Source organism: Niastella yeongjuensis, assembly GCF_900110245.1.
Taxonomy (GTDB): Bacteria; Bacteroidota; Bacteroidia; order Chitinophagales; family Chitinophagaceae; genus Niastella; species Niastella yeongjuensis.
This window is the reverse complement of the sequence record NZ_FOCZ01000004.1, coordinates 336144-350580: the sequence shown is the minus strand read 5'-3', so window position 1 is coordinate 350580 and position 14437 is coordinate 336144. Positions and strand designations below refer to the sequence as shown.

Below are 14437 nucleotides of genomic sequence, written 5' to 3'. Positions count from 1 at the left end.
ATAATAATGTGTGTGGCAGCAGCTACACTTGTGGAGGATGGAAAACGGCGTCTATTACCTTTTGTGAGATGGGATCGGTATACCGCGATACATGTACCGGTTTGTCGTTGATTACGGGATGGTGGGTTTCAACCTTCTTTTCACTGTACAGCACGATCTCGAATTTCAGGCTGGAACCGCCATTCAGCGGGATGTCCTGCGATTTTTCGTCTTTATTCAGCTGCCTGGTGAGGTAGCAGGTACCATGACAGCAGCTTTTGGGTTTATTGCGGTTTTCGCACAAGGTGGCCGCAATGGTCTTTTGGTTCATCTTGAAATTCAGGACGATAAGGCTTTTGCTGAAGGTTTGCCCCAGCATGCCTATCAAGAACACTATCGTCCACCATTTATTCAAGTCTCCAAATTTTGGGCAAAGATATTAGGTTAACGCTTATAACGAATGAAAATTATCAGCCTGCTGGTTGATATAGATCATGTTGTTGGAAAAAGTTTAAAGTTTAAAGCCGAATGCCAGCCCTGTAACTTATGATCTTACAACTTTAAACTTTGAACTTAAAACTTTAAACTGGTATTCAACTTACTCCTCGCTTAAACTAAAGCCGACTTTCACAAAAAAATTGCCATTTCAAAAAAAACTCTACCTTTACTCCACTTTAGGGGTGTCCATAACGGACTGAGATAATACCCTTTGAACCTGATGCAGTTCGTACTGCCGAAGGGAAAAGTGAAAGTCTTCTTTTATATTCTATTCTTTCATTTCTCTTTTGCTGCATGTTCATTCCCTGAAGTGATTAAAAACATAGGTATGAACATTCTTATTAATCAACAATCCAGGGATATTCCTGACCAGTGTTCGTTGGAGCAATTGCTTACCCAGGTATTAGGCATACCGGTAGCCGGTTTAGCGGTAGCCGTTGATCAAACTGTTATTCCCAGTACCGACTGGCCAGGCTATATGCTTCAGCCAGCTGATAAAATAATGCTGATTCGCGCAACACAAGGCGGGTAGTTAGTTCAAGGTTTAAAGTTTAAAGTTTCAAGTTTTAAGTTCAAAGTTCTGAGTTCTACTGTTTACAGCTTAAAGCCTGAGGCTTGCTGCCGTTTTTCCATTGACCATTTACAACAAAAATATTATTATGAAGAAAGAAGCTATTCCCAATCAAAGTAAAATAACCACCGAGCCTTTCCCGGCATCGAAAAAGATATATGTAAAAGGGCAACTGCATAAAGATGTAGCTGTTGCCATGCGTGAAATATCATTGACCGATACGCAGCTCCATGGCAAAAAGGGTGCTACTGAAAAGAATGCTTCTGTAACCGTATACGATACCAGTGGCGCTTATACTGATCCTGATGTGGCAATCGATGTAAAGAAGGGGTTATCTGCCCTGCGTGAAAAATGGATCATCGATCGCCAGGATACCGACCAATTGCAACAGGTATCTTCTTCGTATGGTCTTGAACGATTGAACAACGAAAAACTGGATGCTTTCCGCTTTGAACATCTCCGCAAACCGCGGCGTGCCAAAAGCGGCTACAACGTAAGCCAGATGCATTATGCCCGCAAAGGGATCATCACGCCTGAGATGGAATACATCGCCATCCGCGAGAACCAGCGGTTCGACCTGTTAAAAGAACAACTGAACGGCAGTTATGCCATGCTGTCCCAGCAACATGCGGGACACAGCTTTGGCGCCAATACACCCAAAAGTTATATCACGCCTGAGTTTGTACGGGCAGAAGTAGCGGCCGGCCGTGCTATTATTCCCAGCAATATCAATCACCCGGAAAGTGAACCCATGATCATCGGGCGTAACTTTTTGGTGAAGATCAATGCTAATATCGGGAACTCGGCAGTAACGTCCAGCATTGAAGAAGAAGTGGAAAAAGCCGTATGGGCCTGTCGCTGGGGTGCCGATACCATCATGGACCTGTCGACCGGAAAAAACATTCATGAAACCCGGGAATGGATCATTCGCAACTCACCCGTGCCCATTGGTACCGTGCCCATTTATCAGGCGCTGGAAAAAGTGAATGGCAAAGCCGAAGAGCTGACCTGGGAACTGTTCCGCGATACGCTGATAGAGCAGGCCGAGCAGGGCGTGGATTATTTCACGATCCATGCAGGTGTGCTGTTGCGTTATATTCCATTAACGGCAAAACGTGTTACCGGAATTGTATCCCGCGGCGGTAGCATCATGGCTAAATGGTGTCTGGCGCATCACAAAGAAAGTTTTTTATATACGCATTTTGAAGAGATCTGCGAGATCATGAAAGCATATGATGTGGCCTTCTCGCTGGGCGATGGATTGCGTCCCGGCAGTTTGGCCGATGCCAATGATGCCGCGCAGTTTGCCGAGCTGGAAACATTGGGTGAACTCACCGATATTGCCTGGAAGCACGATGTGCAAACGATGATAGAAGGACCAGGTCACGTGCCGATGCACCTGATCAAGGAGAATATGGACAAACAATTGAAACATTGTAAGGAAGCGCCTTTTTATACGCTCGGACCTTTAACCACCGATATTGCACCTGGATACGATCACATCACTTCTGCTATTGGCGCCGCCATGATCGGCTGGTTTGGAACTGCGATGTTATGTTATGTAACGCCGAAAGAACACTTAGGACTGCCCAATAAAAAAGATGTAAAGGATGGCGTGATCACCTATAAGATCGCTGCCCATGCGGCTGACCTGGCGAAGGGACATCCCGGTGCGCAATACCGCGACAATGCATTGAGTAAGGCACGTTTTGAATTCCGTTGGGAAGATCAGTTCAACCTGTCGCTCGATCCCGATACCGCACGTGAGTTTCATGATGAAACACTGCCGGCCGATGGCGCTAAAGTGGCGCATTTCTGCTCTATGTGCGGACCGAACTTCTGTTCTATGAAAATTACGCAGGATGTGCGCGAGTATGCAGCCGAAAACGGACTGCAGGATGGAGATGCATTACAGAAAGGGATGGAGGAAAAGTCGAAGGAATTTGCGGAAAAGGGGAGCAATATCTATTTATAGTTTCGGGTTCCATGTTTCAAGTTTCAGGGCGCTGTTTCGGGATTTCCTTGTAACCTGCAACTTGCAACCTGTAACCTGCAACCTGCAACCTGCAACAGCTTTTCAATATGTTTTCGATCGTTGTTATATCAAATGCTACTATGGTTCCAGATGAAGCCGCCATCATTCAACAATTGTTTGAAGATGGACTGGAGGTGTTTCACCTGCGCAAACCGGAGGCGGATGAGCAGGCGGTGCGGCTGTTGATAGAAGCAATACCTGCTGTTTATCATAACCGCATTGCTATGCACGGTTTCTTTCATTTAATGGAGGAATATAAGATCCATCGCTGGCATTTCAGAGAGGAACACCGGCAGGAGACAACTAAAGAAGAAATGATGCGACTGAAAAACAAAGGCTACACGTTAAGTACCTCGGTACATGACCTGCCAACGGTTCAACGGTTGACGTCGCTTTTTTCATATGTCTTTTTTTCGCCGGTATTCGATAGTATTTCTAAACATCACTACAAAGGCGTAGCCGCAGATGATTTCTATCTGGAAGCGGAACAAAAGCCGGTGCCGGTTTATGCACTGGGAGGCGTGGATGCCCGGAATATTCGATCAGCCATGGCCATGAATTTTGATGGGGCCGCTTTGCTCGGCACCATCTGGAAGGAACCGGCAAACGCCGTTGAAAATTTTAAACTATGCAAACAGAACGTCCAAACGTATTGACCATTGCCGGGTTCGACCCCAGTGGTGGGGCAGGACTGCTGGCCGATTGCAAAACCTTTGAACAACACGAAGTGTATGGCTTTGGTGTTGCCACGGCCTGGACGGTTCAAACCGATGACCGCTTTTTGAATATTCACTGGCTGTCTGCAGAACAGATCATCGAGCAGCTGCAACCGCTGATGAACAAGTATGTGGTGTCGGCCTGCAAGATCGGTATCATCGATTCGCTGGATACATTGGTGGATGTCATCGCGTTCCTAAAGGAGAATAGTCCTGAAGTACAAATTGTATGGGACCCGGTATTGAAAGCCAGCGCTGGTTATGATTTTCATGCAGTGGAAACCTTTCATGACCTGGATGCGGTATTGGCTTCGCTGACACTGGTTACACCCAATTACAATGAATTGCAGCAACTGCAATCCATAACCGGGGAAGCGCTGGTGAAAAACGACCAGGCGGTGTATTGCCCGGTGTTGTTAAAGGGCGGACATCGTCCGGATGCACAGGGCACCGATACTTTGTACGAACCGGCAGGACAAACCATCATTGAACCCGGTGTTGAAAAAGTATTTCCCAAACACGGATCGGGTTGTGTGTTGTCGGCAGCCATCACGGCCCGGCTGGCGCAGGGTGCAACGGTAGCAGCAGCCTGCCGTAGTGCGAAACAATATGTAGAAACATTTTTAAACAGTAACCAGTCATTACTGGGATATCATACATCATGTTAGAACGGGTATATTTTATTTCGCAACAAACTACTACGAAAACGCATTTAGCGGCCATAGAAGATGCGTTGACAGCAGGTTGTAAACTGATTCAATTACGGGTGAAGAACCAGCCGGAAGCCGTAGTGCTGGAACTGGCAAAGGCTGCAAAAGCCCTGTGCGATCGATACAACGCCAAACTGATCATTAATGATTTTCCGAAGGTGGCCCGGGCGGTAAATGCCTGGGGCGTACACGTAGGGTTACAGGATATGGCTGTAAGCGATGTGCGTGCCATTGTAGGCAGTAATATGATTGTAGGCGGTACCGCCAATACGTTTGAACACATTCAACAGCGGGTGCTGGAAGGTGTGGATTATATCGGTTTAGGGCCCTTTCGCTTTACTACTACCAAAGAAAAATTAAGCCCGGTGCTGGGGTTGGAGGGCTATCAACACATTATGAACCAAATGCGGGCAGCTGCGATATATACGCCCATTGTGGCCATTGGGGGGATTCTACCCGATGATGTGCCGGGGTTAAGGGATGCGGGTATATATGGGGTCGCTTTGTCCGGAGCAATTACTAACGTGCAAGATAAACAGCAAGTGGTGAAGCAGATAAGTGATTTGTATTTATAAAAAGAAATGACATGTTAACAATAGCAGATAAAACATTCAAATCCCGTTTATTCACTGGTACCGGTAAATTCAGTTCCACCGGGGTAATGGAAGATGCTTTGCTGGCATCCGGTTCAGAACTGGTAACGGTTGCCTTGAAACGGGTTGATATGAACAATCCGCAGGATGATATTTTAAGTCACCTGCAACATAAACACATCAACCTGTTGCCCAATACCTCGGGGGTACGTACTGCCAAAGAAGCCATCTTTGCCGCGCAGCTGGCACGCGAAGCTTTGCAAACAAACTGGCTGAAACTCGAAATACATCCGGATCCCAAATACCTGATGCCCGATCCGGTTGAAACCTTACGGGCAACCGAAGAACTGGTAAAAATGGGTTTTGTGGTGTTGCCCTATATTCATGCCGATCCGGTTTTGTGTAAGCGCCTCGAAGAAGCCGGCGCTGCAGCGGTAATGCCGCTTGGTTCACCCATAGGCAGTAACAAGGGGTTAAAAACAATCGACTTTCTGGAGATCATTATAGAACAAAGCAAGGTGCCGGTAGTAGTGGATGCAGGCATTGGTTCGCCATCTGATGCGGCCAAAGCATTGGAGATAGGTGCAGCTGCCGTTTTAGTGAACACAGCCATTGCAGTTGCCGGTCAGCCGGTACAAATGGCCACTGCTTTTAAAATGGGCGTAGAAGCAGGAAGAATAGCTTACGAAGCACGGTTGGCCCAACCATTGAACACCGCTATTGCAAGTAGTCCATTAACGGCATTTTTAGATGAATACCATGGTTAGTTTTATCGACATATTCAATCAATACAGCTGGGATGAGGTAAAGCAGCGTATTTATAGCAAAACCGCCGCCGACGTTGAAACAGCGCTGGGCCGGCAAAGCAGAACGCTGGATGATTTTATGGCCCTCATTTCGCCCGCTGCCGCTCCGTACCTGGAACCGATGGCGCGGTTGAGCCAACAACTCACACAGCAACGTTTTGGGAAAACGATCCAGTTATATGTACCCATGTATCTGAGCAATGAGTGCAATAATATTTGTACCTATTGCGGGTTCAGCTTCGATAACAAGGTGCGGCGCAGAACGCTGTCGGCTACTGAAATGCTGCAGGAAGCAACAGCCATCAGGTCGATGGGGTATGAACATGTATTGCTGGTAACCGGGGAAGCCAATCAGACGGTGCATGTACCATATTTTAAAAATGCCATCAACCTGTTGAAGAAACAGTTTGCGCATATTTCCATGGAAGTGCAACCGCTCGATGAAGCGGATTACAGGGAGCTGATCACAGAAGGGTTACACACCGTATTGGTATACCAGGAAACTTATCACCGCGAAGATTATAAAAAGCACCACCCGAAAGGCAAGAAGTCGAATTTTCAATATCGTATTGAAACACCTGACCGGTTGGGCAGAGCAGGCGTGCATAAGATTGGTTTGGGTATTCTGATAGGTTTGGAAGACTGGCGCACCGATTCTTTCTTCACGGCCTTGCATTTGCAATACCTTGAACGTACGTACTGGCAAACAAAATACAGTATTTCCTTCCCGCGCCTGCGGCCTTTCTCCGGTGGACTGGAACCCAAAGTAGAGATGGTAGATCGGGAGCTGGTGCAGTTGATCTGCGCCTGGCGCATCTTTAACCAGGAAGTGGAGTTATCGTTATCTACAAGGGAATTACCCCGCTTTAGGGACCATGTAATGCAATTAGGCATTACTTCTATCAGCGCGGGATCAAAGACCAATCCGGGCGGTTATGCGGTGGAACCGGAATCGCTCGAACAATTTGAGATAGCCGATGAACGCAGTCCGGCCGAAATGGCCCGTGTTATTTCATCAATAGGTTATGAACCGGTGTGGAAGGATTGGGATGTGGTTCTTAGTTGACAAGTTAACAAGTTAACAAGTTGACAAGTTGACAAGTTAACAAGTTAATCAGGTCAAATGCAAGTGGATTCGGGGTGAAAAGTTAAAGTTGATAGGGTTGACGGAGTTGAAAGGTATGATACGGTTCCGGGGGCCGCGCTGAGGTTTTCTGCCTTCTGCCCTTTGCCTTCTTCTGATCATAATCATTATTCATCCTAATAAACATCATATAACGGGGCGTACCAGTAGGATAGCTTTGATCTAAAATCAAGCACCATGAAAAAGATCCTGCTGGTACTCGATGCGGCACACGTCGATACCGAAATCATACACTTCGCCTGCAATTTTGCAACGCTTTCTCATTCCTCATTAACCGGTTTGTTTTTTGGTAATTATGAAGAAGAAGCGCCAGACACGAAAATGGAGTTTGGCGCGCCTTATATTGAAGAACCGCCCGTTTACAGTGCGGGCCCAAATATTACCCTGCAACAACTGGAAGATCATATTACGCAGTTTAAAAGAAGCTGCGCGGTGAGAGGCGTGCGTTGCCAGGTACAATTCAATAATAACAGTTATGGAAGTGAATCGGTCATCGAAGAAAGCCGTTTTGCCGATCTGCTGATCATCAAGGCTTCCGCAACGCGCGAAAGAAAATGGAAGGATACGCCTACACCATTTGTAAAAGATGTATTGGCAGCAGCGGAATGTCCCGTATTGGTGGCGCCTAACAGTCTGGCAGAAATAAAGGAGATTGTTTTTGCATATGATGGCAGCCGCTCAGCTGTTTTTGCCATCAAACAGTTCACTTATCTATTCCCCGAGCTGGCAGAGAAAAAGGCCATCGTACTACAGGTAAATAAAGACGATGATATGCCTGTTACCGAGCAGGACCACCTGGGTAAATGGCTCCGGTTGCATTATTCCAGCATTGGTTTCAAGGTGTTGCAGGGTAAGGCTACAGAAGCATTATTCACGTTCCTGCACGACCGGCAGCATACCATTGTTGTAATGGGCGCCTATGGCCGAAATGGGTTGTCGGAGCTGGTGAAGCCGGCAACAGCCGCTTTTAAAAGGCGTTGATCTGCCTTTCTTCATCACTCATAATTAGTGTTGATGGGAAACGCATTATCTATCATGTTGTTATGGGACTTTGATCCAGGTATTTCCTGTTTGAACAACAAGTGTTAAACCCGCTATGGGCGTGCGTTTTATGCATTTATAATCGTAACTTAGGTATACAATACTTTATATGGCATTCCGATTTGAGTCAATGATTATTGAGATTCATGCCCCGCATTCTGATGTAAATGAATCCATATTAAAACCAGTTAAGGAGAAAGTGCTGTCTTTTTCCCACCTCATTAAGGATATTGTAAAAGCCGAAATTATTCTGCGTGATGATGCTGCTGCCATGCCACACGAGAACAAGATCTGCGAAATGAGGCTTACGTTGTATGGCGATTCGTTGTTCGTACACCGGCGATCGGGCAGTTTTAACGAAAGCGCCTGCCTGGCCGTAGATGAGTTGGAAAGGGCTGTACAGTTACAGGCCAAACAACAGCAAGGATTACCCGATCAGATAACGAGTACGGTTAAAGTTTGAATGCAACTGTAAGCTTTAAGCGAATACAGGCTGTAAGTTACAGAACCCGAAATGTTGAACTTTAAACTTTCAACTTTAAACTTTCAACTTTAAACTTTCAACTTAGAACTTGGAACTATTTCGGGGGTGTAAGCATTGTAATAACATCTTCATCACTTACCTGGGTAAAATCTGAATAAAACTCGCCTACTGAACGAAAGTGGGAGGGGATCCATACGCAAACAAATTCATCCACTACCTCGCTTAATTTTTGTGCGGCTTGTTTGGAGGCCACAGGCACGGCGATCACCAGTTTTTTAGGCCCTTCTTTTTTGATCATTTCAAGTGTACTTAACAATGTATTGCCCGTGGCAACACCGTCATCGATTACAATCACTATTTTCCCTTTTATGGGCGTTGGCTGTTTATTGCCCATGAACTTTTTGTACATGGCCCTTAATTGCTGTCGTATGTGCAGGGTTTCCTGTTGAATATATTCATCCGATGCAAATGCATTGGGCGAGAGGACCTGTCCTGTGAGGCTTACCGCACCAATGGCAAACTCTTTATGCATGGGATGACCAATCTTTTTAGAGAGAATAAGCTCAAGTGGTAATTGTAAAATGCCAGCTACCGGTAATGCAACCGGAACACCGCCGCGGGGAACAGCCAGTACTATACCGTCAACATGTTTGTAATGTTGTAAATGCTGGCACAAGGCGAGCCCGGCATCGATGCGGTCCTGGAATATTGGCTTTGAAGTCATGTATTAAATATGGAACAATCGTGCCAGTGGTTTGGTTCCTGTTTGTTTAGATATCAGGCATTCTGGGTGGAATGGCTTTTGCATTTCTGCCCTAAACAAATACTATGGCCAAGAAGACAAACCCCAATAAACCAACCGAAATTCCTACACCCGAAAAACCGGAAATTACACCCGAGACAGTGCCAAGTAAACCCATAGGGCCGTTTGAAGAGCCTGAAATTGTGCCGGAAGATGATCCGGGTGGTACTTCACCCAGTGAGATCCCTGTTCCGGAACCGGAGGAAGAGCCAGGGAAACAGGATGAACCTATTAGTCCGCAGTAGGCAGAGAGCAGGGCGGAAGGCAGAAGAACAGGTTAACCTGTCAACTCGTTAACCTGTTAACTTATCAACTTACAATAATACATCAACTCATAACAGTCTATCAGTCAAAAGAAAACAATGGGAAATTAGTTTTCCCAACAATACTACAACGGGTATTTACGTTTTATAGTCCGTCTAAAGTACCAATACATGTGTGAACGAAGTTTGAAAAGGGGAAAGCAGGCGTATGGCATTGATACTGTAGTTTATTTCACATATTGATTAATGTAAATATAAAGATGGGATGAATGGCGGCTGGCACAGAACCGGTGCGCATTTATCTTATTTTTTGTAGTAAGACTATTAAAAAATATCCAATGAAAACCCTTTGTATCCGTTGTATCCTATGGGTCTTTTCTATGTTGTTTATCCAGCGTGCCGCACTAGCACAGGAGGCGCCTGCCGCACCGCAAACATCAACGTCAAATACGTCAACCATTGCGTCGCCGTTGATAACGCTCGATAATGGAAAACAAAAAAAGCCAAAGGTTAAAAAGCAATGGAAGTATGCCATTGATATCGATGCAGGCTTTTCTAATCCCGGTACTGATCTTAAACAAGCTTTCAAGGGCGGTTTTACCGGCTCTATCGGTTTTAAAACAGCTTTTCTGAACAACAAGTTGTGGCTTCGTCCTGCCGGCGGAATAAAATATTATTGGAAAACCGGCGACCTGGGTGAAAGCAAACGCGAAGCGTTCCGCACGTTTAAAGCCGGGCTTGAACTGCAATACAAGGCCTATACAAAAAATAATCTCTCTTTTTTCCCCATTATAAGAGCTGATAACAACTGGTCGGCAAATACAGTTACCCCAAAAAGCGACGAGAAAACTTCTACCCCTCAATTCACGACAAACGGTAAAATATTAACTGGCAGCAGTTATTCAATCGATGCCGGTATTATGGTGGTTCGTTCCGGTGATCTGTACGTTAAACTGGATTACGAATACTATAAACCCGAACTGACAGTAAATCCTGAATTGGTACAGGAAAGACTGGCAGCCGGTTTGAATATGCCAGAGAAAAAAGTATACGACTGTAGTTCAATAAACCTGAGCGTGGGCGTTAATCTCAATTTCAAAAAATAACTATGAAAAAACTATACTTCCTTTTGGTGATGGGTGCTGTAGCGTGGGGATGTGGTGATAAAGACAGGTTCATGGTATCGGGTATCCCAACTACACCAATCCTGGATTCAAAACTTAAAATATTAATAAAGGATAATAGCCTGATCAATGTGCGGCTTGATAGTATCGTTGGTATCAGAGGTTTTTCGGATAAAAACTATTTTGAGACCGCCGATCAGTTCGTAAACTTTTCAAACGCCGGTATTTCGCTGCCTAAACCGAAATTGACCCCGTATAGCTATAGCAGAAGTTTTGTTGTATATGCTTCGGGTACGTCTGCTGCGCCGGTGATCAATTATTCCCTGGATTATGGTAAAACCTGGGCTTCCGTTGCTCCGAAAACCTTTGCACCAGTGATCAGCACTACGGGTTTTTATAGCACCGAACTGGTATGCACAGCTTTTATCGACAGCAACAACGTTATGCTGTCTTATCAGCAAAAATCAAATACCGAGGCGGACAGCCGCCAGTATTACCAGCTTAATCTTAATACCGCAACTGCCAGCCGGGTGATCTGGTACGATGATGCCTTTCAGCCGTTGAACATGCAGTTCGTAAATAATAAAACCGGTTGGATGCTGTTGTACAAGAACAGCGCCTTCAGCACCTTTATTACAAAAACAAGAGATACCGGCCGTACCTGGAGTGAACCGGTTGCCATTGATAAACGCGTAATTAACGGTCTGCAGATAGGTAAAAAAGGTAATATCGCAGCCATTGAAGATGCAGGCAATGTTTACATCTCTACCGACAGTGGCGCTACCTGGAAGAAGCCTGCTGCCGATTTGAAACTGGCCAGTGCCTATATGGTTAACCCAGCAACAGTATATGGCGTTTCCAGTACCGGTGTTATGAAAAGTACAGATACCGGTGTAACCTGGAACACGGTTTCAGACAATATGACTGAATACCTCAACATGAAAAAGATCCATTTCCAGGATGAACAGAACGGTATCATGTACGGCGATCAGAAGCTGTATATAACAGCTGATGGGGGTGTTAACTGGAAAGTGCTGTTGTATCCCTATCCATACATGTTAGTAGATTAATTGATTTTCCCCGATCTGCGCTTAATAAATTTTTCCAGCTCCACCGCATGAAACGTGATGGTGGAGATCAATAAACACAGTCCCAGTTCCGTAATGGTAAGTGGGGCTGTGTTAAATATTTTATTCAGGGCCGGCATATATATGATCGCAATCTGTAAAATGAAGGTGAGCGCAATAGCGCCAATAAGATTGCGGTTCGAAAACACCCCTAACCGGAAAATATATTCGCTTTCACTGCGCGATACCAGCGCATGTCCCATCTGGCTAAAACATAATACGGTAAAGATCATGGTTTGCCAGTGAGCATCCCCAATATGAATGGCCCAGGCCTGTGTAACCAGTCCTACTGCAGCCATTAAGACCCCCACCCAAATGGTGTTCAATCCCAGGCCATGTGAAAATATGCCTTCATTGGTGTCGCGTGGCGGCCGCTGCATGATCCTGGGTTCTGCTTTTTCACCCGCCAGTGCCAGCCCGGGTAAACTATCCGTTACCAGGTTGATCCACAAGATATGGATCGGTAACAACGGAATAGGCAAACCAACTACCGGTGCCATGAAGATGGTCAGGATCTCCGCAAAATTACAGGCCAGCACATACCGGATGAATTTTCGAATATTATCATAGATCCTTCTGCCTTCTTTTACAGCTTTTACAATGGTGGCGAAATTATCGTCGAGCAGGATCATCGCAGCTGCTTCCTTCGAAACATCGGTTCCGGTAATGCCCATGGCAACGCCGATATTGGCACGTTTTAAAGCGGGTGCATCGTTCACCCCATCACCCGTCATGGCTACAAACTGGTGCTTCTTTTGTAAGGTTTCAACTATCCGCAGTTTTTGTTGGGGCGATACGCGCGCATATACTTTTATCTGTGTGATGCTTTTGTCAAGTTCTTCATCTGATAGTTTTGCCAGCTCGGCGCCCGTTATGGTTCTGTCGTCCTTGCTTTGCAGAATGCCCATATCGCGGGCTATGGCTGCTGCTGTTACAGGATGATCGCCGGTAATTAGTACCGGCACAATGCCTGCCGTTTTGCATTCTGCAATGGCCTGACGCGCTTCCGGCCGCGGCGGATCGATCATGCCTGCCAGCCCGCAAAAATCCTGATCACTTTCCAGGGCGGCCTGGTCTCCTTTTTGGGGTAACTGTTGTATCAGTTTGCAGGAGTAGGCAATTACCCGCTGTCCGGTTTCGGCCAGTTTATTACTTTGATCGTTGATGCATTGTTGATCGCCTGTTTTACATATTTTCAGGATCGACTCCAGCGCCCCTTTGGTGATCACCAGGTATTGGCCGTTCGTCTTGTGCACCGTGGTCATCAGCTTACGGTCCGAATCGAACGGCAGTTCCTGCTCCCGGGGGAAATCCTGCTCCCATCTGTCATTATACCCATTCTGTTGCAGGGCATATTCTACAAGCGCTACTTCGGTGGGATCGCCTTTTCGTTTGTCGTTGTCTGTATGGTCTTTTTGGGAGTCGTGGTTCAATCCCATTACCAGCAATAAAGATTGTTCTTTTTTTATTGCCGGAATGGACAGCCCGAATTGTTCATACTGCCAGGTAGCCTGCACCGTCATTTGGTTTTGGGTAAGTGTACCGGTTTTATCGCTGCAGATGTAGGTGACGGAACCCAGCGTTTCAACTGCCGGTAATTTTCGGATCAATGCTTTTTTGCGCACCAGTTTTTTAGCTCCCAGTGCCAGCGCAATGGTGATAACGGCAGGCAGTGCTTCGGGAATTGCGGCTACTGCCAGGGATATGGTGGTAAGCAACATGGTCAATGGGTCTACCCCCCGTAATAAACCAATGACATATAACACTACACAAATGCCCAATATTACAAAGGACAATTTTTTACTGAAATCGGCCAAACGCTTTTGCAGTGGGGTTACCGATTCGCCTTCCTGTAACATGCCGGCTATTTTTCCGATCTCGGTTTGCATGCCGGTGGCTACCACCACCCCGGCACCGTTACCGGCGGTAACCAGCGTGCTTTTATAAGCCATATTGGTACGGTCGCCCAGCGGCGCGTCCTCCTCCAGCAGGGCCCCGGTCGATTTGTCGACTCCCTGCGACTCACCCGTCAGAGAAGCTTCTTCAATTTTCAGGGCATTGCTTCTTAAAATGCGGATATCTGCACCTACCATATCACCCGCCTCCAGCAGGATGATATCACCAGGAACTATTTCCGTAGCGGCAATTTGCGTTACCTGTTTGTTCCGGCGCACCTTTACCATGGCTGCCGACAGTTTCTTCAGGGCTTCTATCGCTTTTTCGGCGCGGTACTCCTGTACAAAGCCCACAATGGCATTGATGATAATAATTATCAATATTACAAGCGCGTCTTTCAGATCGCCGGCAACACCCGATACAATGGCTGCGACAATTAATATCAGGATCATCACGTCTTTGAACTGCATCAACAACAACAGCCAAACCGGTTTCTTCTTTTTTTCCTGCAGCTGATTGGGACCAACCTGTTGAATTCGTTTAGCCACTTCATCGGCCGCCAGTCCATCTGCATTGGTTTGAAGTTCCTTGAAAATAGCATCTATAGAGGAGGTGTGCCAGTTCATTTTATAACAAGATTTTTATACG

15 protein-coding genes and 1 riboswitch are annotated in these 14437 nt (G+C 46.2%); of the genes, 12 read left to right on the top strand and 3 right to left on the bottom strand.

The annotated features are described in order from the left end of the window. Positions 1–22 precede the first annotated feature (22 nt). Positions 23–394, bottom strand: a complete 372-nt coding sequence (locus tag BMX95_RS12830) for a hypothetical protein (protein WP_133054097.1) — start codon at positions 392–394, stop codon at positions 23–25. A gap of 251 nt (positions 395–645) precedes the next feature. Next, a riboswitch (TPP riboswitch) is annotated at positions 646–738 on the top strand. A gap of 67 nt (positions 739–805) precedes the next feature. Between BMX95_RS12830 and thiS the strand changes: the two genes are divergently transcribed. From thiS to BMX95_RS12785, 9 genes are all read left to right on the top strand, one after another. Then, a complete protein-coding gene (thiS, locus tag BMX95_RS12825) occupies positions 806–1009 on the top strand; it encodes a sulfur carrier protein ThiS (protein WP_081204815.1) in 204 nt (67 codons plus the stop codon). A gap of 127 nt (positions 1010–1136) precedes the next feature. Further along, positions 1137–3023, top strand: a complete 1887-nt coding sequence (thiC, locus tag BMX95_RS12820; RefSeq protein ID WP_081204934.1) for a phosphomethylpyrimidine synthase ThiC — start codon at positions 1137–1139, stop codon at positions 3021–3023. A gap of 107 nt (positions 3024–3130) precedes the next feature. Further along, complete coding sequence (locus BMX95_RS12815) at positions 3131–3739, top strand: thiamine phosphate synthase (protein ID WP_081204816.1); 609 nt, start codon at positions 3131–3133, stop codon at positions 3737–3739. Further along, positions 3712–4467: a hydroxymethylpyrimidine/phosphomethylpyrimidine kinase gene (locus BMX95_RS12810; protein ID WP_081204817.1), complete on the top strand. Its 756-nt coding sequence runs from the start codon at positions 3712–3714 to the stop codon at positions 4465–4467. The genes BMX95_RS12815 and BMX95_RS12810 overlap by 28 nt, the downstream gene beginning before the upstream one ends. Beyond that, positions 4461–5084, top strand: a complete 624-nt coding sequence (locus BMX95_RS12805) for a thiamine phosphate synthase (RefSeq protein WP_081204818.1) — start codon at positions 4461–4463, stop codon at positions 5082–5084. The genes BMX95_RS12810 and BMX95_RS12805 overlap by 7 nt, the downstream gene beginning before the upstream one ends. A gap of 11 nt (positions 5085–5095) precedes the next feature. Continuing rightward, on the top strand, positions 5096–5869 hold the full coding sequence (locus tag BMX95_RS12800; protein WP_081204819.1) for a thiazole synthase: 774 nt from the start codon (positions 5096–5098) through the stop codon (positions 5867–5869). Then, positions 5853–6974, top strand: coding sequence for a 2-iminoacetate synthase ThiH (gene thiH / locus BMX95_RS12795; RefSeq protein ID WP_207631733.1), 1122 nt, complete (start codon positions 5853–5855; stop codon positions 6972–6974). Before BMX95_RS12800 ends, thiH begins: the two co-directional genes overlap by 17 nt. A gap of 255 nt (positions 6975–7229) precedes the next feature. Further along, entirely contained in the window at positions 7230–8033 is an 804-nt protein-coding gene (locus tag BMX95_RS12790; protein ID WP_081204820.1) for a universal stress protein, read from the top strand. A 169-nt stretch (positions 8034–8202) separates the two neighbouring features. Further along, positions 8203–8556 carry an HPF/RaiA family ribosome-associated protein gene (locus BMX95_RS12785; protein ID WP_107686061.1) on the top strand — a complete coding sequence of 118 codons (354 nt, stop codon included), beginning with the start codon at positions 8203–8205 and terminating at the stop codon, positions 8554–8556. Positions 8557–8671: 115 nt separating this feature from the next. Here BMX95_RS12785 and BMX95_RS12780 read toward each other — a convergent pair whose 3' ends face one another. Continuing rightward, entirely contained in the window at positions 8672–9301 is a 630-nt protein-coding gene (locus tag BMX95_RS12780) for a phosphoribosyltransferase (protein WP_081204822.1), read from the bottom strand. Between the two features lie 104 nt (positions 9302–9405). Between BMX95_RS12780 and BMX95_RS12775 the strand changes: the two genes are divergently transcribed. The 3 genes from BMX95_RS12775 (at position 9406) to BMX95_RS12765 (ending at position 11836) form a co-directional block, all read left to right on the top strand. Beyond that, a complete protein-coding gene (locus tag BMX95_RS12775; protein ID WP_081204823.1) occupies positions 9406–9624 on the top strand; it encodes a hypothetical protein in 219 nt (72 codons plus the stop codon). A gap of 356 nt (positions 9625–9980) precedes the next feature. Beyond that, a complete protein-coding gene (locus tag BMX95_RS12770; RefSeq protein ID WP_133054098.1) occupies positions 9981–10748 on the top strand; it encodes a hypothetical protein in 768 nt (255 codons plus the stop codon). Between the two features lie 2 nt (positions 10749–10750). Continuing rightward, complete coding sequence (locus tag BMX95_RS12765; protein WP_081204825.1) at positions 10751–11836, top strand: sialidase family protein; 1086 nt, start codon at positions 10751–10753, stop codon at positions 11834–11836. Here the strand turns inward: BMX95_RS12765 and BMX95_RS12760 are convergent. Then, positions 11833–14415 (bottom strand): calcium-translocating P-type ATPase, PMCA-type, encoded by a 2583-nt coding sequence (locus tag BMX95_RS12760; RefSeq protein ID WP_081204826.1) that lies wholly within the window; start codon positions 14413–14415, stop codon positions 11833–11835. The two genes, BMX95_RS12765 and BMX95_RS12760, sit on opposite strands and share 4 nt — an antisense overlap. Positions 14416–14437 lie beyond the last annotated feature (22 nt).